The organism is Candidatus Nanopelagicales bacterium (assembly GCA_041393815.1).
Taxonomy (GTDB): Bacteria; Actinomycetota; Actinomycetes; order S36-B12; family JAWKJK01; genus JAWKJK01.
The window spans coordinates 587,742-610,950 of record JAWKJK010000002.1 but is presented as its reverse complement, the minus strand read 5'-3'; the positions used below and the strand labels follow the sequence as shown (position 1 = coordinate 610,950).

At 75.4% G+C, this 23,209-nt stretch carries 21 protein-coding genes; 1 reads left to right on the top strand and 20 read right to left on the bottom strand.

Features of this window, described 5'->3' with window-relative positions:
• Positions 1-144: 144 nt before the first annotated feature.
• The 5 genes from ffh to ftsY all read right to left on the bottom strand — a co-directional run bounded on the left by ffh (position 145) and on the right by ftsY (position 7,221).
• Positions 145-1,707: a signal recognition particle protein gene (gene ffh / locus R2737_08310; GenBank protein ID MEZ5116256.1), complete on the bottom strand. Its 1,563-nt coding sequence runs from the start codon at positions 1,705-1,707 to the stop codon at positions 145-147.
• A gap of 81 nt (positions 1,708-1,788) precedes the next feature.
• Positions 1,789-4,146 carry a [protein-PII] uridylyltransferase gene (locus R2737_08305; GenBank protein MEZ5116255.1) on the bottom strand — a complete coding sequence of 786 codons (2,358 nt, stop codon included), beginning with the start codon at positions 4,144-4,146 and terminating at the stop codon, positions 1,789-1,791.
• A gap of 42 nt (positions 4,147-4,188) precedes the next feature.
• Positions 4,189-4,527, bottom strand: a complete 339-nt coding sequence (locus tag R2737_08300) for a P-II family nitrogen regulator (GenBank protein ID MEZ5116254.1) — start codon at positions 4,525-4,527, stop codon at positions 4,189-4,191.
• Positions 4,524-5,861, bottom strand: a complete 1,338-nt coding sequence (locus R2737_08295; GenBank protein ID MEZ5116253.1) for an ammonium transporter — start codon at positions 5,859-5,861, stop codon at positions 4,524-4,526. The genes R2737_08300 and R2737_08295 overlap by 4 nt, the downstream gene beginning before the upstream one ends.
• A 127-nt stretch (positions 5,862-5,988) precedes the next feature.
• Positions 5,989-7,221, bottom strand: a complete 1,233-nt coding sequence (gene ftsY / locus R2737_08290) for a signal recognition particle-docking protein FtsY (protein MEZ5116252.1) — start codon at positions 7,219-7,221, stop codon at positions 5,989-5,991.
• Between the two features lie 56 nt (positions 7,222-7,277).
• Here ftsY and R2737_08285 point away from each other — a divergent pair, with 56 nt between their 5' ends.
• Positions 7,278-8,033, top strand: coding sequence for a lysoplasmalogenase (locus R2737_08285; GenBank protein MEZ5116251.1), 756 nt, complete (start codon positions 7,278-7,280; stop codon positions 8,031-8,033).
• Here R2737_08285 and R2737_08280 read toward each other — a convergent pair.
• The 15 genes from R2737_08280 to R2737_08210 all read right to left on the bottom strand — a co-directional run bounded on the left by R2737_08280 (position 7,999) and on the right by R2737_08210 (position 23,042).
• Positions 7,999-8,376, bottom strand: coding sequence for a hypothetical protein (locus R2737_08280; GenBank protein MEZ5116250.1), 378 nt, complete (start codon positions 8,374-8,376; stop codon positions 7,999-8,001). The genes R2737_08285 and R2737_08280 overlap by 35 nt on opposite strands.
• Positions 8,373-11,957: a chromosome segregation protein SMC gene (gene smc, locus R2737_08275; protein ID MEZ5116249.1), complete on the bottom strand. Its 3,585-nt coding sequence runs from the start codon at positions 11,955-11,957 to the stop codon at positions 8,373-8,375. Before smc ends, R2737_08280 begins: the two co-directional genes overlap by 4 nt.
• A gap of 161 nt (positions 11,958-12,118) precedes the next feature.
• On the bottom strand, positions 12,119-12,322 hold the full coding sequence (locus tag R2737_08270; GenBank protein MEZ5116248.1) for a hypothetical protein: 204 nt from the start codon (positions 12,320-12,322) through the stop codon (positions 12,119-12,121).
• Positions 12,323-12,471: 149 nt separating this feature from the next.
• The gene (gene mutM, locus R2737_08265; GenBank protein ID MEZ5116247.1) at positions 12,472-13,341 is read right to left on the bottom strand and encodes a bifunctional DNA-formamidopyrimidine glycosylase/DNA-(apurinic or apyrimidinic site) lyase; all 870 of its coding nucleotides are present in this window, start codon (positions 13,339-13,341) and stop codon (positions 12,472-12,474) included.
• A gap of 11 nt (positions 13,342-13,352) precedes the next feature.
• Positions 13,353-14,096: a ribonuclease III gene (rnc, locus tag R2737_08260; GenBank protein MEZ5116246.1), complete on the bottom strand. Its 744-nt coding sequence runs from the start codon at positions 14,094-14,096 to the stop codon at positions 13,353-13,355.
• Positions 14,093-14,365, bottom strand: coding sequence for a phosphopantetheine-binding protein (locus R2737_08255; protein MEZ5116245.1), 273 nt, complete (start codon positions 14,363-14,365; stop codon positions 14,093-14,095). The genes rnc and R2737_08255 overlap by 4 nt, the downstream gene beginning before the upstream one ends.
• On the bottom strand, positions 14,362-15,477 hold the full coding sequence (locus R2737_08250) for a hypothetical protein (protein MEZ5116244.1): 1,116 nt from the start codon (positions 15,475-15,477) through the stop codon (positions 14,362-14,364). Before R2737_08250 ends, R2737_08255 begins: the two co-directional genes overlap by 4 nt.
• A 7-nt stretch (positions 15,478-15,484) precedes the next feature.
• Positions 15,485-15,658 (bottom strand): 50S ribosomal protein L32, encoded by a 174-nt coding sequence (rpmF, locus tag R2737_08245; protein MEZ5116243.1) that lies wholly within the window; start codon positions 15,656-15,658, stop codon positions 15,485-15,487.
• Position 15,659: 1 nt separating this feature from the next.
• Positions 15,660-16,226 carry a YceD family protein gene (locus R2737_08240; protein MEZ5116242.1) on the bottom strand — a complete coding sequence of 189 codons (567 nt, stop codon included), beginning with the start codon at positions 16,224-16,226 and terminating at the stop codon, positions 15,660-15,662.
• A 192-nt stretch (positions 16,227-16,418) separates the two neighbouring features.
• Positions 16,419-16,904 carry a hypothetical protein gene (locus R2737_08235; GenBank protein MEZ5116241.1) on the bottom strand — a complete coding sequence of 162 codons (486 nt, stop codon included), beginning with the start codon at positions 16,902-16,904 and terminating at the stop codon, positions 16,419-16,421.
• Positions 16,874-17,398 (bottom strand): pantetheine-phosphate adenylyltransferase, encoded by a 525-nt coding sequence (gene coaD / locus R2737_08230; GenBank protein MEZ5116240.1) that lies wholly within the window; start codon positions 17,396-17,398, stop codon positions 16,874-16,876. The genes R2737_08235 and coaD overlap by 31 nt, the downstream gene beginning before the upstream one ends.
• 28 nt (positions 17,399-17,426) lie before the next feature.
• Positions 17,427-18,011 (bottom strand): 16S rRNA (guanine(966)-N(2))-methyltransferase RsmD, encoded by a 585-nt coding sequence (gene rsmD, locus R2737_08225; protein MEZ5116239.1) that lies wholly within the window; start codon positions 18,009-18,011, stop codon positions 17,427-17,429.
• The gene (locus R2737_08220) at positions 18,008-18,898 is read right to left on the bottom strand and encodes an alpha/beta fold hydrolase (protein MEZ5116238.1); all 891 of its coding nucleotides are present in this window, start codon (positions 18,896-18,898) and stop codon (positions 18,008-18,010) included. Before R2737_08220 ends, rsmD begins: the two co-directional genes overlap by 4 nt.
• 87 nt (positions 18,899-18,985) lie before the next feature.
• Positions 18,986-21,355 carry an ATP-dependent DNA helicase RecG gene (recG, locus tag R2737_08215; protein MEZ5116237.1) on the bottom strand — a complete coding sequence of 790 codons (2,370 nt, stop codon included), beginning with the start codon at positions 21,353-21,355 and terminating at the stop codon, positions 18,986-18,988.
• Between the two features lie 13 nt (positions 21,356-21,368).
• Entirely contained in the window at positions 21,369-23,042 is a 1,674-nt protein-coding gene (locus R2737_08210) for a DAK2 domain-containing protein (GenBank protein ID MEZ5116236.1), read from the bottom strand.
• Between the last annotated feature and the right edge of the window lie 167 nt (positions 23,043-23,209).

Genomic DNA, 23,209 nt, shown 5'->3' with positions numbered 1-23,209 from the left:
CCGTCGCTCCAGCACCACCCGTCACGGCGCCGGGTCCGTATGGCCTCATTCGGGGGCGACACGCCGCGCGAGTTGGGCACACGATCCGCTTAGCGGATCGTGTGCCCACACAGCAGAGCGGGCGTGGGGTGGGGCTGAGGGGGGTCAGCGGCCGCCGAGGAGGTCGCGGAACTCCGGCGGCAGCTCGCCGAGGGCCTTCTCGGCGTCGGCCTCGCTCAGCCCGCCCACCGGCGCGTCCAGCTTCGCCTGCGTAACCGACTTCTCCTGCGCCGCCCGCTTGGCCGGGTTGCCGGAGCGCCCCTTCTTGGACTTCGGCGCCGACCCGGAGCGGCCGCGGGCCTTCTTGCCCCCGCCGCCACCCATCCCCGGCATCCCCGGCATCCCGGGCATCCCCGGCATCCCCCGGCCGCCGCGCATCTGGCGCATCATCTTCTGCGCCTCGCCGAACCGCTCGATCAGGTTGTTGACGTCGCTGACCTGGCTGCCCGAGCCGCGCGCGATGCGGGCCCGCCGCGAGCCGTTGAGGATCTTCGGGTCCGACCGCTCGGCCGGCGTCATCGACTGGATGATCGCGGACACCCGGTCCAGGTCGCGGTCGTCGATCTGGTCCAGCTGGGCCTTGACGTCGCCCATGCCGGGCAGCATCCCGAGCAGCTTGCCCAGGCTGCCCATCTTCTTCACGGCCTGCATCTGCTGGAGGAAGTCCTCCAGGGTGAAGTCCTCGCCGGTGGCGACCTTCTGCGCCATCGCCGCCGCCTGCTCGGCGTCGAACGCCTTCTCCGCCTGCTCGATGAGCGTGAGCACGTCGCCCATGTCGAGGATGCGCGAGGCCATCCGGTCGGGGTGGAAGGTCTCGAAGTCCTCCAGCTTCTCGCCGGTGGACGCGTACATGATCGGCCGCTCGGTGACCGTCACGACCGACAGGGCGGCACCGCCGCGGGCGTCGCCGTCGAGCTTGGTGAGGACGACGCCGTCGAACCCGACGCCCTCCGCGAACGCCTCCGCGGTGCGCACGGCGTCCTGGCCGATCATGGCGTCGACCACGAGCAGGACCTCGTCCGGCGTCACCGCGTCGCGCACCTGGCGCAGCTGCTCCATCAGCTCCGCGTCGATCGCCAGCCGACCGGCGGTGTCGACGATGACGACGTCGTGCAGCTTGTCCTTCGCCAGCCGTACCGAGTCGCGCGCGACGACGACGGGGTCGCCGACGCCGTTGCCCGGCTGCGGCGCGTAGACCGCGACCCCGGCGCGCTCCCCCACCACCTTCAGCTGGTCGACGGCGTTGGGCCGCTGCAGGTCGGCCGCCACCAGCAGCGGCGTGTGCCCCTGTCCGCGCAGGCTGTGCGCCAGCTTGCCGGCGAGGGTGGTCTTGCCGGAGCCCTGCAGACCCGCCAGCAGGATCACCGTCGGCGGGGTCTTGGCCAGCCGCAGCCGACGGGTCTCCCCGCCGAGGACGGCCACCAGCTCCTCGTGCACGATCTTGACGACCTGCTGGGCCGGGTTGAGAGCGCCCGACACCTCCGCGGACAGCGCCCGTTCCTTGACGGTGGCGCAGAACGCGCGCACCACGGGCAGGGCCACGTCGGCGTCGAGCAGCGCGATGCGGATCTCGCGCACGGTCTCGTCGACGTCGGCCTCGGACAGCCGGCCCTTCCCGCGCAGGTTCTTGAACGTGGCGGCCAGGCGGTCGGACAGGGAGGCGAACACGGCGTACGACGTCCTCGGGTGCAGGGGGCGGGTGCGGACAGCGGCGTCCAGGGTAGCCCGGCGCGCGCGCAGCGCCGGACGCTACGGGGTCGCGCCGAGCGACGCCAGGACGGTGGTGCGGGTCGCCGCGGCCCGGTCGTCCGACAGCGGCCGGCCCTCGAGGTCGACCAGGTAGAACACGTCGACCACCTCCGAGCCCAGCGTGGAGACCCGGGCGGCGGCGATCCCCACGCCCGCAGCGGCCAGCGCCCGGGCGACCCGGTGGAGCAGGCCAGGGACGTCGTGGGCACGAACCTCCAGCACGGTCGCCCGCTGCGACGCGCCGGGCACGATCCGGACCACGGGCGGTGGTGGCTCGGGGGCGTCGGCCCGCCGATAGGCCCGCTCCCGCTCGGCCAGCCGGCCGGGCACGTCCAGGCTGCCGTCCAGGGCGCGGCGCAGGTCCTCGCGCAGCCGGTCCCGCGGCGGCGGGTCGCCGAAGACCGGGACCACCGTCCACGACTGCACCGCCCGGTCCCCGATCGTCTCCGCCTGGGCCGCCCGGACCTCCAGCCGGTGGAGGGCCAGCACACCGGCCACGGCCGCCAGCAGGCCGATCCGGTCCGGGGCCGCCACCGTCACGATGCTCGCCGGCTCTCCGGGCTCGATCAGCAGCTCCACCCCGGTCCCGTCGGCCAGCGCGAGCTGGGTCTGCGTCAGCCGCGGGCCCGGCGGCTCCGGTCGCCCGGCGAGCGCCGCGTGCGTCCGGGCCACCAGGTCGTCGACCAGGGAGCGCTTCCAGTCGCTCCACGCCGCCGGGCCGGTCGCGGCGGCGTCGGCCTCGGTGAGCGCGTGCAGCAGGTCGAGCAGGTCGTGGCTGCCGACGGCCTCGGCGACGGCCGCCACCGTCGCGGGGTCGTCCAGGTCCCGTCGAGTGGCGGCCTCGGGCAGCAGCAGGTGGTGGCGGACCAGCGACACCAGCACCTCGGTGTCGTCCTCGTCGAACCCCATCCGCGGCGCCAGGTCGGCGACGATCCCGACCCCGACGTCAGTGTGGTCACCCGGGCGTCCCTTGCCGATGTCGTGCAGCAGCGCGCCGACCAGGAGCAGGTCCGGGCGCGGGACCCGCCGGCTTCGGGCCGCGGCCTCCACGGCGGTCTCGACCAGGTGCCGGTCGACGGTGAAGCGGTGCACCGGGTTGCGCTGCGGCGCGGACCGGACGACGTCCCACCCGGGCAGCAGCGCCGCGACCAGCCCGGCCTGGTCCAGGGCCTCCCACACCGGCAGGGTCGGGCGCCCGGCGCCCAGCAGGGACACCAGGGACTCGCGGGCCTCGCGGGGCCAGGGGACGGGCATCGGCCCGGTCTCGGCGGCCAGCCGGTCCACCGTGTGCGGGGCCAGCGGGATACCGGCCTGGGCAGCCGCGGCGGCCGCGCGCAGCGGCAGCACGGGGTCGCGCTCGGGCCGGGCGTCCGCGGCCAGCACGGCCTCGCCGTCCTGGACCACCACGCCCTCGGCCAGCGGGGTCCGCTCCGGCCCGGCGCTGCGCAGGCGGCGGAACGCCAGCCGCGGCCGGTGCCGCGTCGCCCGGGCCACCCGGTGCCAGGTCGCCTCCGACGCGTAGGCCACCGACCGACCGGCGGCCGTCGTACGACGCAGCAGGGCGTCGGAGTCGGGCAGGCCCAGCAGCGCCGCGACGGCGTCCTGCTCCTGCAGCAGCAGCCGGTCGCTGGGCCGGCCGGTCGCCGTGTGCAGCGCGTCGCGCACGTCCAGCAGCCACTCGTGCGGGGCCTCGATCACACCGCGAGGGGCGTCGGTCACCCACGACGCGGCCACGGCCCGCAGCACCGTGGTGTCGCGCAGGCCGCCGTACGACTCCTTCAGGTCCGGCTCCAGCAGGTAGGCGAGCTCCCCCTGCCGCGCCACCCGCTCCAGCACGGTCTCCCGGAGCTCCGCGAGACGCTTGGCCGCCAGCGCGCGCCAGTCCGCGAGCACCGAGGTGCGCAGCTGCTCGACGAGCGACGCGTCGCCGGCCACGAGGCGCACGTCCAGCAGGCCGAGCACGACCCGCAGGTCCTGGCTGGCCAGCCGACGTGCCTCGGGCACGGTCCGGACGCTGTGGTCGAGGCGGAGGCCCGCGTCCCACACCGGGTACCAGATCCGGTCGGCGACCAGTCCGACGTCGCCGCCGCGGTGCAGCAGCAGCAGGTCCAGGTCGCTGCCCGGCGCCAGCTCGCCGCGGCCGTAGCCGCCGACGGCCGCGAGCGCCGCACCGGCGTCCTGCCCGCCCGCGGCCGTGAACAGCGCCCCGAGCCACTCGTCGGTGAGCGACACCAGGGCGCGCCGCCGGGCCGGCCCGGGAGACCCGGGCCGACCCAGCAGCTCCGTGCGAGCGGCGGCGTACGCGGCCGCCGGTCCGGTGACCGACCCCCCGGTCCCCGTCTCCGGTGTGCCGCGCACGCCGCCGCCTTCCCTCTTCCGTGGATGTGTGGTGGTGGCAGGTCAGAGCGCGTCCGCGCCCCGCTCGCCGGTGCGGACCCGGATGATCGTGTCGACCGGCGCGATCCAGACCTTGCCGTCGCCGATGCGACCGGTCTGGGCCGACTTCACGATCACCTCGGCGACGGACTCGGCGTCGGAGTCCTCCACCACGACCTCGATGCGCACCTTCGGCACCAGATCGACGGTGTACTCCGCCCCGCGGTACACCTCGGTGTGCCCGCGCTGCCGGCCGTAGCCGCTGGCCTCGGTGACGGTCAGGCCGTGGATGCCGTACGACTCCAGGGCGGACTTCACGTCCTCGAGCTTGAACGGCTTGATGACCGCGGTGACGAGCCTCATGCCGACACCTCCTTCGTCGCAGCCTGGGCGGCCTTGGCCGCCGCGTGCCCGACCCCGGCGAAGTTGCCGGCGCCGCTGTCCTGCAGCTCGTACGCGGTCTCGGCGTGGATCGTGAGGTCGACGCCGGTGACCTCGTCCTCCTCGCTGACCCGGAAGCCCATCGTGACGGCGATGAGCTTGCCGATCACGAACGCCAGGACGAACGAGTAGAGCATCACGGTGATCGCGGCGATGAACTGCGACCACAGCTGCCCGGCACCGCCGCCGTAGAACAGGCCGTTGACGCCCGCGGGCGCGGCCTCGGTGGCGAGGAAGCCGATGAGCAGGGTGCCGACGAGGCCGCCGACGAGGTGGACGCCCACGACGTCGAGCGAGTCGTCGAACTTGAAGCGGTACTTCAGGCCGACCGCCAGGGCGCACAGGACGCCGGCGATGAGACCCAGGATCAGCGCGCCCACCGGCGACACCGCCGAGCAGGACGGCGTGATGGCGACCAGACCGGCGACGACGCCGGACGCGGCGCCGAGGCTGGTGGCGTGCCCGTCGCGGATCTTTTCCGTGACCAGCCAGCCGATGGCGGCGGCGCAGGTCGCGGCGAAGGTGTTGACGAACACCACAGAAGCGGCGTTGTTGGCGGCCAGCGCGGAACCGGCGTTGAAGCCGAACCAGCCGAACCACAGCAGCCCGGCGCCGAGCATGACCAGCATCAGGTTGTGCGGCTTCATCGGCGTCTTCGGCCAGCCGAGTCGGCGGCCGAGGACGAAGGCGAGGGCGAGGCCCGCCGCGCCGGCGTTGATGTGGACCGCCGTGCCACCGGCGAAGTCGATGGCGGGGATGCCGTTGAGCGGGCCGGAGCCGGTGAAGATCCAGCCGTCAGCCGCCCAGACCCAGTGCGCCACGGGGAAGTACACGATGGTGGCCCAGATGCCGGCGAACACCATCCAGGCGCTGAACTTGGTGCGGTCGGCGATCGCGCCGGCGATCAGCGCGACCGTGATGGCCGCGAACATCGCCTGGAAGCCGACGAACGCCATCACCGGCAGCGTGGCCTCGGGATCGTCGGTCATGAGGCCCTCGAGGCCGAAGAACTCGAACGGTCCGCCGACGAACCCGCCGAACGCGTCGGTCCCGAACGCCATCGAGTAGCCGTACAGGATCCACAGGACCCCGACGAGGAACAGCGCGCCGAAGACCATCATGGCCATGTTCAGCACGCTCTTGGAACGGGTCATGCCGCCGTAGAACAGCGCCAGGCCCGGGAGCATCAGAAGCACCAGGGCGGCACTGGTCAGAACCCAGGACGTGTCTCCTGCGCTCAACAGTGTCTCTTCCATCGATTCGCCTTCCCTCCACGGATCGGGTGAGGGAAGGCTCGTCGCGGAGTGTTGCGCTGCCCGCGCTGCGGTGTTGCCGCCGGATGACGATCCGCCGCGGCGTGTTACAGATGTGTTTCGCGCTTCCTCACTCGTCGCTGAGGAGCGCGTCCACGAACGCCTCGGGCTCGAACGGCGCCAGGTCGTCGGGACCCTCGCCGAGCCCGACCAGCTTGACCGGCACGCCGAGCTCGCGCTGCACGGCCACGACGATGCCGCCCTTGGCGGTCCCGTCGAGCTTGGTCAGCACCAGGCCGGTCACGTCCACGACCTCGCCGAAGACGCGGGCCTGCGCCAGGCCGTTCTGGCCGGTGGTGGCGTCGAGCACCAGCAGCACCTCGTCCACCGGGCCCTGCTTCTCGACCACGCGCTTGACCTTGCCGAGCTCGTCCATCAGCCCGACCTTGGTGTGCAGGCGCCCGGCGGTGTCGATGACCACGGTGTCGGCCTCCTGCTCGGTGCCCGCGCGTACGGCGTCGAACGCGACGGCGGCGGGGTCGCCGCCCTCGGGGCCGCGCACCACGGTGGCGCCGACCCGGTCGCCCCAGGTCTGCAGCTGGTCGGCAGCGGCGGCGCGGAACGTGTCCGCGGCGCCCAGGACCACGTGCCGTCCGTCCGCGATGAGGACGCGGGCGAGCTTGCCCGTGGTCGTGGTCTTGCCGGTGCCGTTGACCCCGACGACCAGGACCACCGAGGGCCGCCCCTCACGCCGCCCGGTGGCCAGCGTGCGGTCGAGGTCGGTGCCCACCAGGGCGAGCAGCTCCTCGCGCAGGATGGCGCGGACCGCCTCGGGGTCGCGTACGGAGTCGACCCGCACGCGGGTCTTCAGCCGCTCCACCAGCTCCTGGGTGGGGCCGACGCCGAGGTCGGCGACCAGCAGCGTCTCCTCGATCTCGTCCCACGTGGCGGCATCCAGGGTGTCGCGGGAGAGCAGCGCCAGCAGCCCGCGGCCGAGCGCGTTCTGCGAGCGGGCCAGCCGGGCCCGCAGCCGGGCCAGCCGGCCGGCGCTGGGGGCAGGGACCTCCAGTGCGGGGGCCGCCTCCTCGACGACCTCGACCTCGACGACCTCGGCCTCGGGCGGCTCGGCCACCGCGGTCGCGGCCCCGCCGAGGGAGTCCCCCACGTCGACCTGCTCCACCCCGCGGCGCGGGGTGTCCCGGGGTGGCTCGGCGTCGTCCCCCACCCCCGGGGCGTAGTCGACGCCGGGACGGGGCGGCTGCGACGGTGCGCTCCGGCGCCGGACCAGGGTGACGGCGACGGCCGCGATCAGGACGAGGACCGCGACGGTCAGGACGAGGTACAGGATCAGGGACGGTTCCACGAGGGGACATCCTCCCATCCCCCGCGGCCCGTCCCGTCCGACGGCAGGATCGGGCCATGACCGGTCCCGCCGCCACCGCACCGTCCACCCGTGTCCCGCTGCCCGGCGTCCGCGCGCTGCTCGCGGCCGCCGTCGTCGTGGCGGTGGTCAACCTGGCGGCGCAGGTCCTCGACGCCGCCTGGGTGGGCCGGGTCTCGATCTGGCTGTTCATGCCCCTGCTCGGGCTGTGGGCCTGGACGGCCACGCCGCGGCCGGTGCCCCGGCCGCTGGCGCTCCTGCTCGTCGGCACGGTGTTCGCATGGGGAGGGGACGTGTTCCTGAGCCTGCCGCGCGACGGTGACCTGCTGTTCCTGCTGGGGATCGGGTCGTTCCTGGTGATGCAGGTGCTCTACCTGCTGGCGTTCCGGTCAGTGCCCGGGCCCGGCCTGGTCCGTGCCTGGCCGATCGCCTGGATCCCGTACGGCGTCTTCTGGGTCGGGATGAACGCGCTGCTGTGGCCGGGGACGGGCGACCTGCGGATCCCGGTCCTGGTCTACAGCGCGGCGCTGGTCCTGATGGCCGTCGCGGCGCTGGACCTGGTGCTGCGGGTGCCCCGGGCCGACGGGTGGCGGGTCGCGTGGGGTGCGGTGCTGTTCGTGGTGTCCGACGCCTGCATCGCGCTGCGCGCGTTCGTGGACGTGCTCCCCGACGGCCGCGTGACCTCGGTGCTGATCATGGTGACGTACCTGCCGGCGCAACTGCTCATCGTGACCGGCTTCGTCCGGGCGGTGCGGGCGGTCAGCCGTCCCACTGGGAGCGCTGCGACGCCCTGATGTCCACCCAGGCGGTGACCCCGCCGATGACCAGCGCCAGCGCGGGGAACGCGAGGGTGTAGGGCACCCAGGAGAGCACCAGCAACGGCGCGAGCAGCCCCGCGATGCCCGCGGCACCCATCACCCTGCTGAGGTGGGGCGCACGACGCAGGTACTCGACCCACCCCGCGGAGACCATCGCCCCGGTGGAGCACAGGGCGATGCCGAGGCCGAGCGCGATCCAGTTCGGGTCGCCGCCGGGCAGGAGCGACCCGAGCCCGAAGCCCACCGCGATGCCCGCCATCGACCCGAACGCGGTGACCGAGAACAGCAGGACCCGGCCGCCGACGGGGGTGAGGTTCACGCCGAGGCCGCCTCGGGCTCCCGCAGCCGCTGGCTGATCACCTGCGTGACGCCGTCGCCGCGCATGGACACGCCGTACAGCGCATCGGCGATCTCCATCGTGCGCTTCTGGTGGGTGATAACGATCAGCTGGCTGCTGCTGCGCAGCTCGTCGATCACCTCGATGAGGCGCCCGAGGTTGACGTCGTCCAGGGCGGCCTCGACCTCGTCCATCACATAGAACGGGCTCGGCCGGGCCTTGAACAGGGCCACCAGGAACGCCACCGCGGTCAGGGAGCGCTCCCCGCCGGACAGCAGGGACAGCCGCTTGATCTTCTTGCCCGGCGGACGGGCCTCGACGTCGATGCCCGTGGTGAGCATGTCCGAGGGGTCGGTGAGGACCAGTCGGCCCTCGCCACCGGGGAACAGCCGGGCGAAGACGCGCTCGAACTCCCGCTCGGTGTCGTGGTAGGCCTGCGTGAACACCTCCTCGACCCGCTCGTCCACCTCCCGCACGATCGCGAGCAGGTCACCGCGTGAGCGCTTGAGGTCGTCCAGCTGCTCGGTCAGGAAGCGGTGCCGCTCCTCCAGCGCCGCGAACTCCTCCAGCGCCAGCGGGTTGACCCGGCCCAGCAGCGCGAGGGCGCGCTCGGCGGCCTTGAGCCGGCGCTCCTGCTGGGCCCGGTCGAACGGGTACGGCTCGGCTGCCGGCGCGTCGGCCGGGACCTCGTCGCCGGGTGCCGGCGGTGACGGGGGCACGGGGACCTGCGGGCCGTACTCGTCCACCAGCACGTCCGGCTCCACGCCGAACTCCTCCAGCGCCCGGGCCTCCAGTTGCTCGATCCGCAGCCGCTGCTCGGCACGCGCCACCTCGTCGCGGTGGACGGAGTCGGTGAGCTGGTCCAGCTCGGAGGTGAGCTCGCGGATCCGGGTGCGCAGGCCCTGCAGCTCGGAGTCGCGCTCCGCGCGCAGCCGCTCGGTCTCCGCCCGCTCCGCGCCGGCGAGCCGCAGCGAGGTCTCCAGCGACTCCAACGTGACGCTGGCGCCGGCGAGGACGGCGGCCGCGACCTCCGCCTCCCGGGCCCGGCGCTCCCGGCGCTCGGCGGCCCGGCGACGGGCCACCCGCTCCAGCCCGGCGGCCCGCTCCAGCTGCTCGGCCCGGCCGGCCAGCGCCCGGGCCCGCTCCTCGCCGGTGCGGACCGCCAGCCGCGCCTCGACCTCGGCCTGGCGGGCGGCCTGGGCCACCTCCCCGAGCCGGTGCCGGTCGTCGGCGCGGTCGAGGTCGGTGTCGCCGGCCTCCTCGGCCGTGGCCAGCCGCTGCTGCAGCTCGGCCAGGGTCCGCTCGTCGGCGTCGCGGGCGGACCGAGCGGCCTCGGCGGCGGCCTGCAGGCGGTCCGCCTCCGCGGTGGCGGCCCGGGCGGCCTGCCCGAGCTGACCGAGCTGCTCGGCCACCGCGGCCATCCGGGCGTCGGAGTCGTGCAGCCGGGACAGCGCCCCCTCGACCGCCGCGGCCGAGGCCCGCTGCCGGTCCGTGGCGGCGGCCAGCTCGAAGCGCAGCCGCTCCACCTCGTGCGCGGTCCGGTCCAGGCGCTCACGCGTCTCGTCGACGGCCGCCTGGACCTCCAGCAGGCTCGGTGCGCTGGCCGAGCCCCCACGGGCCCGGTCCCGGGCGAGCAGGTCCCCCTCGCGGGTCACGGCCACCAGCGCGGGGTCGGCCGCGACGGCGGTCCGGCCCCGACCCAGGTCGTCGACGACCGCCACCCCGGCCAGGGCGCGGCGTACCGGGCCCGCCAGCTCCGGCGGTGCCGACACCACGTCCACGGCCCAGCGGGCACCGTCGGGGAGCCTCGCGGCCGTGGCGGCCGGGTGGTCGTGGTCCGGCTCCGGACCGCCGACCAGCAGGCTGGCCCGACCCGCGTCGTCGGCCTTGAGCAGGTCCAGCGCGGTCACCGCCGCGGCCAGGTCCGCCACGGCGACGGCGTCGGCCAGCCCGCCCAGCGCGGCGGCCACGGCCGCCTCGTACCCGTGCTCGACGTGCAGCAGTGCGGACACCGACCCGAGCAGCCCCGGGACCCGGTCCGCGGCACCGAGCAGCGCCGCCCCGCCGTCCTTGCGCGCCAGGCCCAGCTCCAGGGCCTCGACCCGGGCGGTCAGCGCGCCGCGCTCCCGCTCCGCGGCCTGCTCGCGCCCGCGCAGCGCCTCCACCTCGGCGTCGGCGGCCTCCAGCGCCGCCAGCGCCGCCTCGTGCTCGGCGTCCAGGCCGACCTCGCCCTCGCCCAGCCCGGCGATCTTCGCCTCCTGGGCGTGGAAGTCGCGCTGCGCGACCTCGGCGCGGGTCCGCGCGCCGTCCACCTGCTCGGCCAGCCGGTCGATCTCCGCCGTACGGGCCTCCAGCCTCGAGCGCGCGGCCGCGACCTGGCCCGCCAGCCGGGCCAGGCCCTCGCGCCGGTCGGCCGCGGCGCGCTCGGCGGCCGCGACCCGGCGCTCCTCGGCGGCCAGCTCGGCCTCCGCCAGGCTGCGCGCCTGCACCGCCTCCGCCAGTACCGCGCGGTCGGCCTCGACCTGCCGGCCGAGCTCGAACTCCTCGGCGCGGACCTGGCGGGCCTCGGCCTCCATCTCCTCCGGCTCGCGCCCGCGGCGCTCCTCCTCCGGCTCCGGCTGCAGGTGCCGGACCCGCTCCGCGGCCAGCGACGCGGTCCCGGTGATGCGCTCGCGCAGGCTGGACAGGCGGTACCAGGTCTCCTGCGCGCGGACCACGCGCGGCGCGTCGTCCTGCACCCGCGCCTCGACGTCGGCCTCGCGGGACTGCGCGGCGGCCAGCGCGGACTCGACCTCGGCGCGTCGCTCGCGCAGCGCGGTCTCGTCGGCGACCTCCTGGGCCAGCGCCTCCCGGAACGCGAGCAGGTCGTCGGCCAGCAGCCGAAGCCGGGCGTCGCGCACGTCGCTCTGGATCACGACGGCGCGACGGGCCACCTCGGCCTGCCGGCCAAGCGGCTTGAGCTGGCGGCGCAGCTCGGTGGTGAGGTCCTGCAGCCGGGTCAGGTTGCCCTGCATGGCGTCGAGCTTCCGTAGCGCCTTCTCCTTGCGCTTGCGGTGCTTGAGCACCCCGGCGGCCTCCTCGATGAAGCCGCGGCGGTCCTCGGGGGACGCGTGCAGGATCGTGTCGAGCTGGCCCTGGCCGACGATGACGTGCATCTCCCGGCCGATGCCGGAGTCGCTGAGCAGCTCCTGCACGTCCAGCAGGCGGCACGGGGTGCCGTTGATGGCGTACTCGGACCCGCCGTTGCGGAACATCGTCCGCGAAATGGTGACCTCGGCGTAGTCGATGGGCAGGGCGCCGTCGGTGTTGTCGATGGTGAGCGCGACCTCGGCACGCCCCAGCGGCGCGCGGCCGGACGTGCCGGCGAAGATGACGTCCTCCATCTTGCCGCCGCGCAGGCTCTTGGCCCCCTGCTCGCCCATGACCCAGGCCAGGGCGTCGACGACGTTGGACTTGCCGGACCCGTTGGGGCCGACGACGCAGGTGACCCCCGGCTCGAAGTGCAGCGTCGTCGAGGACGCGAAGGACTTGAAGCCCTTGAGGGTCAGGCTCTTCAGGTGCACGCGCGCCACTCCTCGCCACCGGGGGCGACGGTCGGTCGCACCGGCGGACAGGTCCGTGGGGAAGACGGGTCCGGGAAAGGTTGCGCCACCCTACCCTCGCCGTCCCGCGGGTCCGGACAGGCGCGCGGGACCCGGGCCGGGGGTGGTGCGGTGCGCGGCGGTCAGGCCAGCGCGGGCTCGCCGGCCTGCAGGGCCAGCAGGTCGGAGTCCAGGGACACGTCGTCCAGCCGCAGGTCGTCCAGCGCGGCGGCGCGCGTGCGGGCCAGCTCGGCCTCCAGCTCGCGCACCCGGACCCGCAGACGCGCCACCTCGGCCACGAGACGGGGGTCAGGTCCACCGACGTGGCCGTACAGGGCCTTGGGCATGCCGTCCTCCGAGCGCGACGCCGCGTTGCGCGGCCACCGGGGAGCGCCCGCGGAGCGGGCGACCCCACCAGGGTCCCAGGACCGCGAAGGCCCAGTCAAGGCGGGGTCGCGGCCCGGTCACGACCCGGTCTCCGCCCCCGGCCGTCGCCCTACCAGCGCGGGCGGGCGGGGGTCCGCTGGCACCGGGGGCAGCGATAGGACGACCGGTTCATGAACGCGTCGCGGACCATCGGCGCGCCGCACCGCGGGCAGGGCAGGTCGCGGCGGCCGTACGCGTTCAGGCCGCGGGCGAAGTACCCCGACTCCCCGTTGACGTTGACGTACAGCGCATCGAACGACGTGCCGCCCTCCGCCAGCGCCTCCGCCATCACGTCCCGCACGTCCCCGAGCAGCCCCCTGACGACCTTCGGGGGCAGCCCCTCGGTGGCCCGGGCCCAGTGCAGCCGGGACCGCCACAACGCCTCGTCGGCGTAGATGTTGCCCACGCCGGACAGCAGGGTCTGGTCCAGCAGGGCGCGCTTGACCCCGGTCCGGCGCCGCCGTAGCCCGCGGACGAACGCGTCGTCGTCGAAGAGGGGGTCCAGCGGGTCGCGGGCGATGTGCGCCACGGACGCGGGAACCCGGCCCCCGGCTCCGTCGGCCGCCAGCGGGTCGAGGGCCAGCCCGCCGAAGGTCCGCTGGTCCACGAACCTCAGCTCCCGACCGCCGTCGGCGAACTCCAGCACGGCGCGCAGGTGGGTCTCCGGCGTCGCGTCCGGCGGCTGCACCAGCAGCTGGCCGCTCATCCCGAGGTGGGCGACCAGGGCCTCGTCGCCGTCCAGGCGCAGCCACAGGTACTTGCCCCGCCGGCTCGCGGTCAGGACCGTCCGCCCGGCCAGCCGCCGCTGCAGGTCCACCGGGCCGGCCGGGTGGCGCCGGGCCGCCCTCGGGTGGAGCACCCGGGCGGACGCCACCGTGCGCCCGGCGACCCAGCGGTCCAGCCCGCGGCGCACCACCTCGACCTCGGGCAGCTCGGGCATGCGTCAGCCGGTCAGCGGGTCGGCGGGTCGGCGGCGTCATCGGCGGCGCGGTCCTCGCCGCCCAGCTCGGCGCGCAGCGCGACGTAGGCGCTGGACGCGGCCTCCTGCTCGGCGTCCTTCTTCGACCGGCCCTCTCCGCGCCCGAGCAGGCGCTGGCCCACCCGGACCCGGGCGACGAAGGCCTTGGCGTGGTCCGGACCGCTCTCGTCGACGACGTACTCCGGCGGACCGCAGTCCATGGTGGCCACGAGCTCCTGCAGCGAGGTCTTCCAGTCCAGCGCGGCACCGAGCTCGGCGGCCTGCTCGATGACCGGGTCGAAGAGCCGGTGCACCAGGTCCGCGGCGACGTCGATCCCGTGCGCGAGGTAGACCGCCCCGATCACGGCCTCCACCGTGTCGGCGAGGATCGATGACTTGTCCCTGCCGCCGGTGGTCTCCTCCCCCCGGCCCAGTCGGAGGAAGTCGCCCAGGCCGAGCGTGCGGCCCACCTCCGCCAGCGCGCGGGACTGGACGACGGCAGCGCGCAGCTTGGCCAGCCGACCCTCCGCCAGGTCGGGGAAGCGGGTGAACACGGCGTCGGTGACGATCAGGCCGAGCACCGCGTCGCCGAGGAACTCCAGCCGCTCGTTGGTCGGCAGACCCCCGGCCTCGTACGCGAACGACCGGTGGGTCAGCGACCGCTGAAGCAGGTCGTGGTCGAGGCGTACGCCGAGCCGCTCCTCCAGCTCGGAGTACGGCAGCACCGCGTCCGTCACCGCGCACCTCCCTGCGTCAGGGGGGCGACCAGGTCGCCCAGCGTCGCCGCAGCCCGCAGCCGGTCGTCGGGGATGGTGATGACGACCCCCCGCTGCGTGCGGGCCAGCTCCTCCACCGCGTCGGCGAAGCAGACCCGGGCCACCGAGTCGGCTCCGAGGTCGGCCAGCGGGGTGTCCGCCCGCAGCAGGGACGCGTCCAGGTCGAGCACCCGTGCCAGCGCGGCGGCGCCGAGCCGCAGCGCCTCCTCGGCGTCCAGGGCGGCGGTCACGCGGTCACCCCGCCGACGGCGGGAGGCAGCCCGGCGGCGCCCCGGCGCAGGCGCACCAGGTCCTCCAGCAGGGTCCCGGTGCGGGCGACCAGGTCGCGCCGCACCGCGCGGACCGCCAGTCCGACGCACGCCGCGAGGGCGTCGGGCGTGGTGGCGCCGTGCCCGACCACGCTGACGCCGCGGACGCCGAGGAGCATCCCCCCGGCGAAGTCCCCGGTGGCGACCTCGCGCACGACCCGGCGGGCCGTCCCGACGTCGCCGTACGCGGACCCCAGCCGTTCGGCGGACCACGCGACCGCCCCCTCGACGGCCTTGAGGGCGACGTTGCCGGTGAAGCCGTCGGTGACGACGACGTCGGCGACGCCGCCCAGTGCGACGTCGTGGCCCTCGACCGGGCCGACGTACGTGATCGGGAGGGTCGCGAGCAGCGGGTCTGCGTCGCGGCGCAGGGTGTCGCCCTTGCCCGGCTCGCTGCCGATGGTGAGCAGGCCCACGCGGGGAGCGGCCAGGCCGAGGGCCTGGGCGTACGCGGTCCCGGCCAGCGCGAACTGGCCGAGCAGGTCGGGGGTGGCGGAGGTGCCGGCGCCGGCGTCGAGCAGGACCACCGGGCCGCGCAGCGCGGGCAGCACGACGGCCAGCGCGGGCCGGGTCACGCCCCGCAGGCGGCCCAGGCAGAACAGCCCCGCAGCCAGCGCGGCGCCGGTGTGTCCGGCGGTGACGGTGGCGTCCGCCCGGCCGGAGGCGACCAGGTCGGCGGCGACCCGGACGGAGACGTCGCGGTGCGCGCGGACCGCGTGGACCGGGTCGTCCGCCATCCCGACGCCGGCCGCGGCGGGCACGACGGACAGCCGGGGGCCATCGGGGTCCAGGCCCCGGACGGCGAGCAGCGAGGCGGCCAGGTCGGGCGGCCCCACGAGGACGAGGTGGACGTCGGGCGGCTGGTGCTCGGAGTGGCCGAGCAGCTCGGGCTCACCGAGCACTCCGGGATCACCGAGCACTCCGGGATCACCGAGCAGCAGCGCCGCGGCGTCCGCCACGACCTCGGGGGCACCGTCCCCCCCGAGCAGGTCGAGGGCGACGCGCACCGGCCGCCCCGGGGTGGGGGCGGTCACGGCACGGTCAGACGTCGAGGACCTGGCGCTTGGCGTAGGTGCCGCACGTCGGGCAGGCGGTGTGGGCCAGCTTCGGCGAGCGGCAGCGGTCGCACGTCACCAGCGCGGGGGCGGCGGTCTTCCACTGCGACCGGCGGTGCCGGGTGTTGGAGCGCGAGGTCTTCCGCTTCGGGACGGCCACGTCAGTCTTCCTTCTCGTCGTCGTCCGCCGCGTCGCCCGCGGCGGGGGTGTCCAACAGCCCGCTCAGGGCGGCCCAGCGCGGGTCGACCTGGTCGTGCCGGTGACCCGGGTCGTCGGCCAGGCGAGCCCCGCACTCGGGGCACAGGCCCGGACAGTCGTCCCGGCACAGCGGGGCCAGCGGGAGGGCCAGCACCACCGCGTCCCGCAGCACCGGCTCGAGGTCGACCAGGTCGTCCTCCAGCCGCGGCCGCGGCTCGTCGTCCTCGTCGTCGTCGACCCGGCGGCCGTACGCGTCGCTGTCGGGGTACTCGAACAGCTCCTGCACGTCCACCGTCTCGTCCCACTCCACCCGGTCGAGGCAGCGCGCGCACTCGCCGACGACGTGGGCCCGGGCGGCGCCGGACACGAGGACCCCCTCGATCACCGACTCCAGCCGCAGGTCCAGCTCGAGGTCGGATCCCTCAGGGATCGCGGCCACCGCGATGCCGAGATCCGCCGGAGCCGGCACGGTCCGGGACACCGTCCGCATCGACCCGGCACGGCGGCCGAGCTCGCGGGTGTCGAGCACGAGCGGCGCGCGCGGGTCCAGGGCGGACAGGGCTCCCCCTCGTCGTCCTCGGGCACGGCGGATCGCGGCCTTCGGGAGGCCGACGGTCGAGGATACCGGAGCCGCCCGGACCCGCCCAAACCGCGCGAGGCACTGCGGCCCGGCCGCGACCTCGCGGCCGGGCCCGGCCGGCACCCGGCCGGCAGGGTGTCGCTACGGGAGCGGGTCGTCCGCGGGACCGAGCTCGTCGTAGGCCTGGCGGCCGCGGATCCGCTCGCGCCCGCGCTCGACCGCCTGCAGCGTCTTGTGCAGGGCGACCTCGAAGTTGGCCAACTTGCCGTCGATGTAGTCGTCGGTCTCCGCCCGCATCCGCTCGGCCTCGGCCACCGCGTCGGCGTGCACGTGCTCGGCCTCGGTGATCGCGGCGCGGTAGACCTCGTGCTCGGAGACCAGGTGCGCCTGCTCCTCGCGGGCCGACTCCACCAGCCGGGCCGCCTCGCGCCGCCCCTCCTCGACCAGGTGCTCCCGGTCGGCGAGCAGCGCGTCGGCCTTGTCCAGCTCCTCCGGCAGCAGGCCGCGGATGTCGTCGAGCAGGTCCAGCACCTGGGCCCGGTTGACGATGCAGGAGGCGGACAGCGGCATCGCCTTGGCCTCCTCGACGAGCAGGGTCAGCTCGTCGAGCTTGTCGTGGATCTCCACGCGGGCGCTCCCGGGATCTCGCCGGCCAGCTTGTCCTGGAGGCGGTCGAGCACGACGTCCGGCACCAGGCCGGACACGTCGCCTCCGTACGTCGCCACCTCCTTGACGAGGCTGGACGACAGGTACGAGTAGAGGGGGTTGGTGGAGACGAACAGCGTCTCCAGACCGGCGAGCCGGTAGTTCATCTGAGCCATCTGCAGCTCGTAGTCGAAGTCGCTGACGGCCCGCAGGCCCTTGACGATCGCCTGGATGTCGTGGGTGGCGCAGTAGTCGACGAGCAGGCCGTGGAACGCGTCGACGGTGATGTTGGGGTAGGGCGCCACGACCTCGCGCAGCAGCTCGATGCGCTCCTCGACCGAGAACAGGCTGGCCTTCTTCTTGTTCACCAGCACCGCGACGACGACCTCGTCGGCGAGGGAGGCGGCCCGGCTGAACACGTCGAGGTGGCCGTTGGTCACGGGATCGAACGACCCCGGGCAGACCGCCTTGCGCACGGGGCCTCCCATTCTGCGGCGCGCTGCGCTACGGCGCGTCCGCGCCGCCTCGGCGACCGTACCAAAGGCGGGTCTCGCCGTAGCGACGGTCCCGTAGCGGCTCCAGCCCGTCCGGCCAGCGCCACTCGGGGTCGCGGGCCGACCGCTCGAGCACGATGACCGCCCCGTCGGCCAGCCAGCCGTGCTGCATCAGGCCGGCGAGCACCGCCGCCAGGTCGTCCGCGGCGAGGTCGTACGGCGGGTCGGCCAGGACGACGTCGTACGGGGGCGCCGCCTGCGCCGGCGGTGCGGACGCGGCCAGCACGGGGACGCTGGCGGCCAGCACCGTCGCGGCGTCCAGCCCGAGGTCGGTGACGTTGCCGCGCGCGACCCCGGCGGCCCGCCGGTCCCGTTCCACCAGCAGCGCGTGCGCGGCGCCCCGGCTCACCGCCTCGAGGCCCAGCGCCCCCGACCCGGCGTACAGGTCCAGGACCCGCCGGCCGGCCCAGCCGCCGAGCAGGCTCTCCAGCGCCGAGAACAGTGCCTCGCGGACCCGGTCCGACGTGGGCCGAGTCCCTGCGGACGGGACCCGCAGCCGGCGGCCACGGGCCGCGCCCCCGATGATGCGCGTCACCGGCCGGCCGCCACCAGGGCCGCGACCACCTCGTCGGCGCGGTCGACCGTCAGGGACAGGTGCCCGTCCGCGGGCAGCAGGTGGGCCTCCGCGTGGGGGACGTGGTCGACCAGCCAGCGGCCGTGCGCCGGCGGGACCATCAGGTCCCGATCCCCCTGCCAGATGGCCACCGGGACGCCGGCCAGGTCGTCGAGGTCGACGCCCCAGGGACGGACGAAGGCCAGGTCGTCGTCCACCCAGCCGTCCACCCCGTCGACCAGTCCGGCGTGGAACGACGCGGCCAGCCAGTCCCCCGCGCCGGCCTCGAGGGCGCGTACGTCCACCTCCGGCAGCAGGCTCGCCATGGCCGCGGCCAGGTCCGGGCCGCCGACCTCGCGCAGCCCCTCCGCCGCGTCGGCGAGCAGCGGCCGCAACGCGTGCTCCCCCGCGACGGCCGCGTCGAACTCGACCACGTTGTCCTCGCCCATCCCGGCCGTCGGGTCCAGGCCCTCGGCGTCCCAGGGCGCGACCCCGGCCAGGACCGCCACCGCGCGGGTCCGCTGCGGCAGCAACGCAGCGGTCGCCAGCGCGTGCGGGCCGCCGCCGGACCAGCCGGCCACCAGCGCGTCCGGCGCGCCCAGGGCGTCGAGCACCGTGGCCACGTCCGCCGCGACCGTCGCGACGTCCCGGCCCGCGAGCCGGTCCGAGCCGTCGTAGCCGGGCCGCGACAGCCCCACCCAGCGCAGTCCTCGGGCCCGAGCCGCGGCGAGCAGCTCCGGGTAGGGCCTGCTGCTCCCGGGGGTCCCGTGGTGCACCAGCACGGGGATGCCCTCGTCCGGACCGGCCAGGTGCACCGTCAGCCGACGACCGTCGGGAGTACGGACCGTGCGGCGCTCGACGCCCTCCATGCGGCGGAGGGTAGACGCCCGCGGGACGGCCCCGGGACCGGTCCCGCCAGGACACCGCGCACGGTCCCGGCGGCGGACTACGTCCGGCTACGTCTTGTCGAGGTAGTCGGAGCGCTCCTCCTCGCGCAGCGCGGCGACCTCGCGGGCCAGGGCCGGGTGCTGCCGCAGTTCCGGGTCGTCCTCGACGACCGCCGTCGCGGCGTCGCGGGCGGCGAGGACGACGTCCTCGTGCCGCAGCACCTCCAGCAGCCGCAGAGAGGACCGCCGCCCGGACTGCTGCGACCCCAGGACGTCGCCCTCCCGGCGCAGCTGCAGGTCCAACCGGGACAGGGCGAACCCGTCGGCGGTGGCGGCGACCGCGTCCAGCCGCTCACGGGCGGGGGAACCGGTCTCCGCGTCGGTGACCAGCAGGCACAGCCCGGGGTCGCGGCCGCGGCCCACCCGACCGCGCAGCTGGTGCAGCTGGGAGATGCCGAACCGATCCGCGTCCATGACCACCATGACCGTCGCCGCGGGCACGTCCACCCCGACCTCGATGACCGTCGTGGCCACCAGCACGTCGAGGGCCTCCGGGTCCTCCGCCGGGAGGGCGAACCGGCGCATCGCCTGGTCCTTCCAGTCCGCCGGCATCCGGCCGTGCAGCATGGCCACCCGCAGCCCGGCCAGCGGACCCTCCACCAGCAGCGGGAGGACGTCGAGGACCGCCAGCGGCGGGCGGCCGCGGGGGGCGCGCTGCTCGTCCGCCCCGTCCGCGTCACCCTCGAGGCTCGGGTCGCCCGACCCGCCCCCCGCCCCGCGGTCCGCACGGTCGGGACCCGACCCGTCCGGACCGGGTCCGACCGGCTCGGGCCGGTCGTACGCCTCGGCCCCGGTCTCCTCCTCCGGGCCCGCGTCGTCGCCGATCCGCGGGCAGACGACGAACGCCTTGTGGCCGACCGCGACCTCCTCGCGGATGCGGGCCCAGGTGCGGTCCAGGTAGGCCGGCCGCTCGATCGCGGGCACCACGTGGGTGGTGATCGGGGACCGCCCGCGCGGCAGCTCGGTGAGCGTCGACACGTCCAGGTCTCCGAAGACGGTCATGGCGACCGTGCGCGGGATGGGGGTGGCCGTCATGACCAGGACGTGCGGGACCTGCCCGTCGCGGGACTTCGCGGTCAGCGCGGCCCGCTGCTCGACCCCGAAGCGGTGCTGCTCGTCGATGACGACCAGCGCGAGGTCGTGGAACTCGACCACGTCCTCCAGCAGGGCGTGGGTGCCGATGACGATGCCCGCGTCGCCGCTGACCACGTCGAGCAGCTCCCCGCGGCGGCGACCGGTCGACTGCGAGCCGGTGAGCAGCGCCACCCGGGTGCCGTGGTCCGCGCCGCCGAGGCGACCGCGCTCGGCCAGCGGACCGAGCAGCGCGGTGATGGAGCGGTGGTGCTGCTGCGCGAGCACCTCGGTGGGCGCCAGCAGCGCCGCCTGCCCGCCGGCGTCGACCGCCGCGAGCATCGCGCGCAGCGCGACCAGGGTCTTGCCGCTGCCGACCTCGCCCTGCAGCAGCCGGTGCATCGGGTGGGTGCTGGCCAGGTCACGCTCGATCTGCTCCCCCACCTCGCGCTGGCCGGCGGTGAGCTCGAAGGGGGACCGCAGGTCGAACTGGGACAGCAGGCCGCCGGCCCCGGAGACCCGGGACACGGCGGGCAGGGCGCGCAGCTCGCGGCGGCGCTGGGCCAGCAGGGCCTGCAGGGCGAAGGCCTCGTCGAAGCGCAGCCGGGCGCGCGCCCGGGCCAGCTGGTCGCGGTCTGCCGGTCGGTGGATCGCCCGCAGCGCCTCGGTCAGCCCCATCAGCCCGTGCTGGTCTCGCACCGACCGCGGGACCGGGTCGTCGAGCTCGACCAGGTGGTCCAGCACGATCCGGACCGCCTTGTCGATCGTCCAGGTCTGCGCCTTGGCGCTGGCCGGGTAGACGGGGATGAGCTCGCTGGCGTAGCGGGCGGCGTAGTCGCCGGCCTCGTCGTCGTCGGCGTCGAGCAGCACCATGCTGGGGTGGGTCAGCTGACGGCGGCCGCGGTAGACGGACACCGTGCCGGCGAACAGGCCCACGGTGCCGGGCTGCAGCTTCTCGACCCGCCACGGCTGCTTGAAGAACGTCAGGTCCAGCTCGTTTGAGCCGTCGGTGACGACCAGCTGCTGCATGGACCCCCGGCGCTGGCGCATCGGCCGGCTGGTCGCGCGCACCACCTTGGCCATGATCGTCACGTGGTCGCCCTGCCGGAGCGACCCGATCTCGGTCAGTTCGCCGCGGGTGACGTAGCGGCGCGGGTAGTGGCGCAGCAGGTCGCCGACGGTGCGCAGGTCCAGCGACGAGGCGAGCACCTTGGCCGTCTTGTCCCCCAGGACCCGGACCAGCGGGACGTCCAGGGGGTCGTCGGTCCCGGGGCGCGGTGCCACCGGGGGCGGTGTGGGCGTGGGCATCGGCGCCAGCGTCTCACTCCACTCCGACGATCAGCGGCCACAGCGGCTGGCCGCCGTCGTAGACGACCGGTTCGACGGTGGGGTGCCGGCGCCGCAGGTGCTCCAGCACGCCGTCCACGAGCGCGGGTTCGGCATCCAGGCCGGTGACGACGGTCGCCAGCTCCCCACCGGCCGACAGCAGCCGGTCCAGGATCGCCGCCGCCACGTCGCCCGGTGCCTGGCCGATCTCCACGATGTCGCCGTCGGCGAGCCCGAGCACGTCGCCGGGTTGGCAGACGCCGGCCGTCGTCACGGCCTCCCGGGACGCGACGGTCACGGCGCCGTAGTGGGTGGCGCCGGCGGCCCGGGTCATCGCCACGACGTCGTCGTCGAAGCGGGCCCCCGGCTCGTGCACCGCGACGGCGGCCAGCGACTGGACGACCGATCGGGTCGGGATGACCGCCACCCGGACTCCCGAGGAGCGCGCCTCCTCGGCGGCGGCCTCCGCGACCGCGCGCACGTCGCCGTCGCTGGGGAGCACGATGACCTCGCCGGCCGATGCACGCAGGATCGCCTCGAGGATCTCGCCGGTCGACGGCCGCTTGCGCGGTGCCGCGGGCACGATCGTCGCGCCGTCGGACTCCAGCAGTGCCGCGATCCCCGGCCCGTGGGCCACCACGACCAGCGCGCGCTGCGACCGCTGGCCGCGGCCGCTCTCGCGCAGGACGTCCGCGGTCTCCAGGTGCGTGATCCGGATGCGGTACGGGCGCCCCGCGTCCAGCGCGGCCTCCACCGCCGCTCCCGCGTCGTCGACGTGGACGTGCACGTTCCACAGCCCGTCGCCACCGACGACCACCAGTGAGTCGCCGAGGCCGGCCAGGCGGTCCTTGAGCGCGGGCACCCCGGCATCGTCGGCGTCCAGCAGGTACATGACCTCGTAGGCCGGTCCCGCATAGTGCGCGGGGGCCCCGGCGTCGACCGGGTGGGGGTTGGGCAGGTGCACCGGCGCGGACGAGCGGTGCACCCCGGTGACGACGTCGAGCAGGGTGTCGTAGAGCACGACGACGCCGCGGCCACCGGAGTCGACCACGCCGGCCCGCCGCAGGGCCTCCAGCTGCATCGGGGTGCGTTCCAGCGCCTCCCGCGCACCCTCCGCCGCCGCGGTGACGACGGCGACCAGGTCGTCGCCCGCCACGGCCTCTGCCGCCTCGGCGGCGGCGCGCGCCACCGTGAGCATGGTGCCCTCGACCGGCTTGGCCACCGCCTGGTAGGCGAGGTCCGCGGACCGGCGCAGCACCTGGCGCACCAGGTCGCCGCCGAAGCGCACGCCGTCCGGGGTCTCCGCCAGGATCTCGCCGGTGCCGCGCAGGATCTGGCTGAGGATGACGCCGGAGTTGCCGCGGGCCCCGAGCAGGGCTCCGGTGGACAGCGCCCGGGCCACCGCGTGCAGCTGCACGCCGTCCGACGGCGGGTCCGCCGCGTCCGCCTCGACGTCGACCAGGGCGTCGGGGTCGCCGCCGGACTGCGCGTACGCCTCGTCCACGGCCGCGCACGCGGCCTCCATGGTGAGGAACAGGTTGGTCCCGGTGTCCCCGTCGGGGACGGGGAAGACGTTGAGCGCGTCGATCTCGGCCCGCGCGTCCCCGAGCGCGCTCAGGCAGGTGTGTGCCCAGGCGCGTACCGTGTCGGCGTCGACGACCCGTCGCACACCCGCTCCCTCCGCCGCTCGTCGCCCGGCCGGGTGACGGTCGTCACGGTAGCGGCCGCGATTTGGGGGCGCCCGCACGACTCGGCTACCCTGTGCGGGTTGCCCGGCCGTCCGGGCCGCGCCCGTGCGGGCGCGTGAGTCGACCCCCTCATCGTTGGAGTGTTCAC

What these genes read in the sequence shown, in the direction of transcription:
- R2737_08300 (MEZ5116254.1), bottom strand. Translation starts at nt 4,527, where the DNA reads ATGAGGCTCGTCACCGCGGTCATCAAGCCGTTCAAGCTCGAGGACGTG.
- R2737_08295 (MEZ5116253.1), bottom strand. Translation starts at nt 5,861, where the DNA reads ATGGAAGAGACACTGTTGAGCGCAGGAGACACGTCCTGGGTTCTGACC.
- R2737_08285 (MEZ5116251.1), top strand. Translation starts at nt 7,278, where the DNA reads ATGACCGGTCCCGCCGCCACCGCACCGTCCACCCGTGTCCCGCTGCCC.
- R2737_08270 (MEZ5116248.1), bottom strand. Translation starts at nt 12,322, where the DNA reads ATGCCCAAGGCCCTGTACGGCCACGTCGGTGGACCTGACCCCCGTCTC.
- mutM (MEZ5116247.1), bottom strand. Translation starts at nt 13,341, where the DNA reads ATGCCCGAGCTGCCCGAGGTCGAGGTGGTGCGCCGCGGGCTGGACCGC.
- R2737_08220 (MEZ5116238.1), bottom strand. Translation starts at nt 18,898, where the DNA reads ATGGAGGGCGTCGAGCGCCGCACGGTCCGTACTCCCGACGGTCGTCGG.
- recG (MEZ5116237.1), bottom strand. Translation starts at nt 21,355, where the DNA reads ATGCCCACGCCCACACCGCCCCCGGTGGCACCGCGCCCCGGGACCGAC.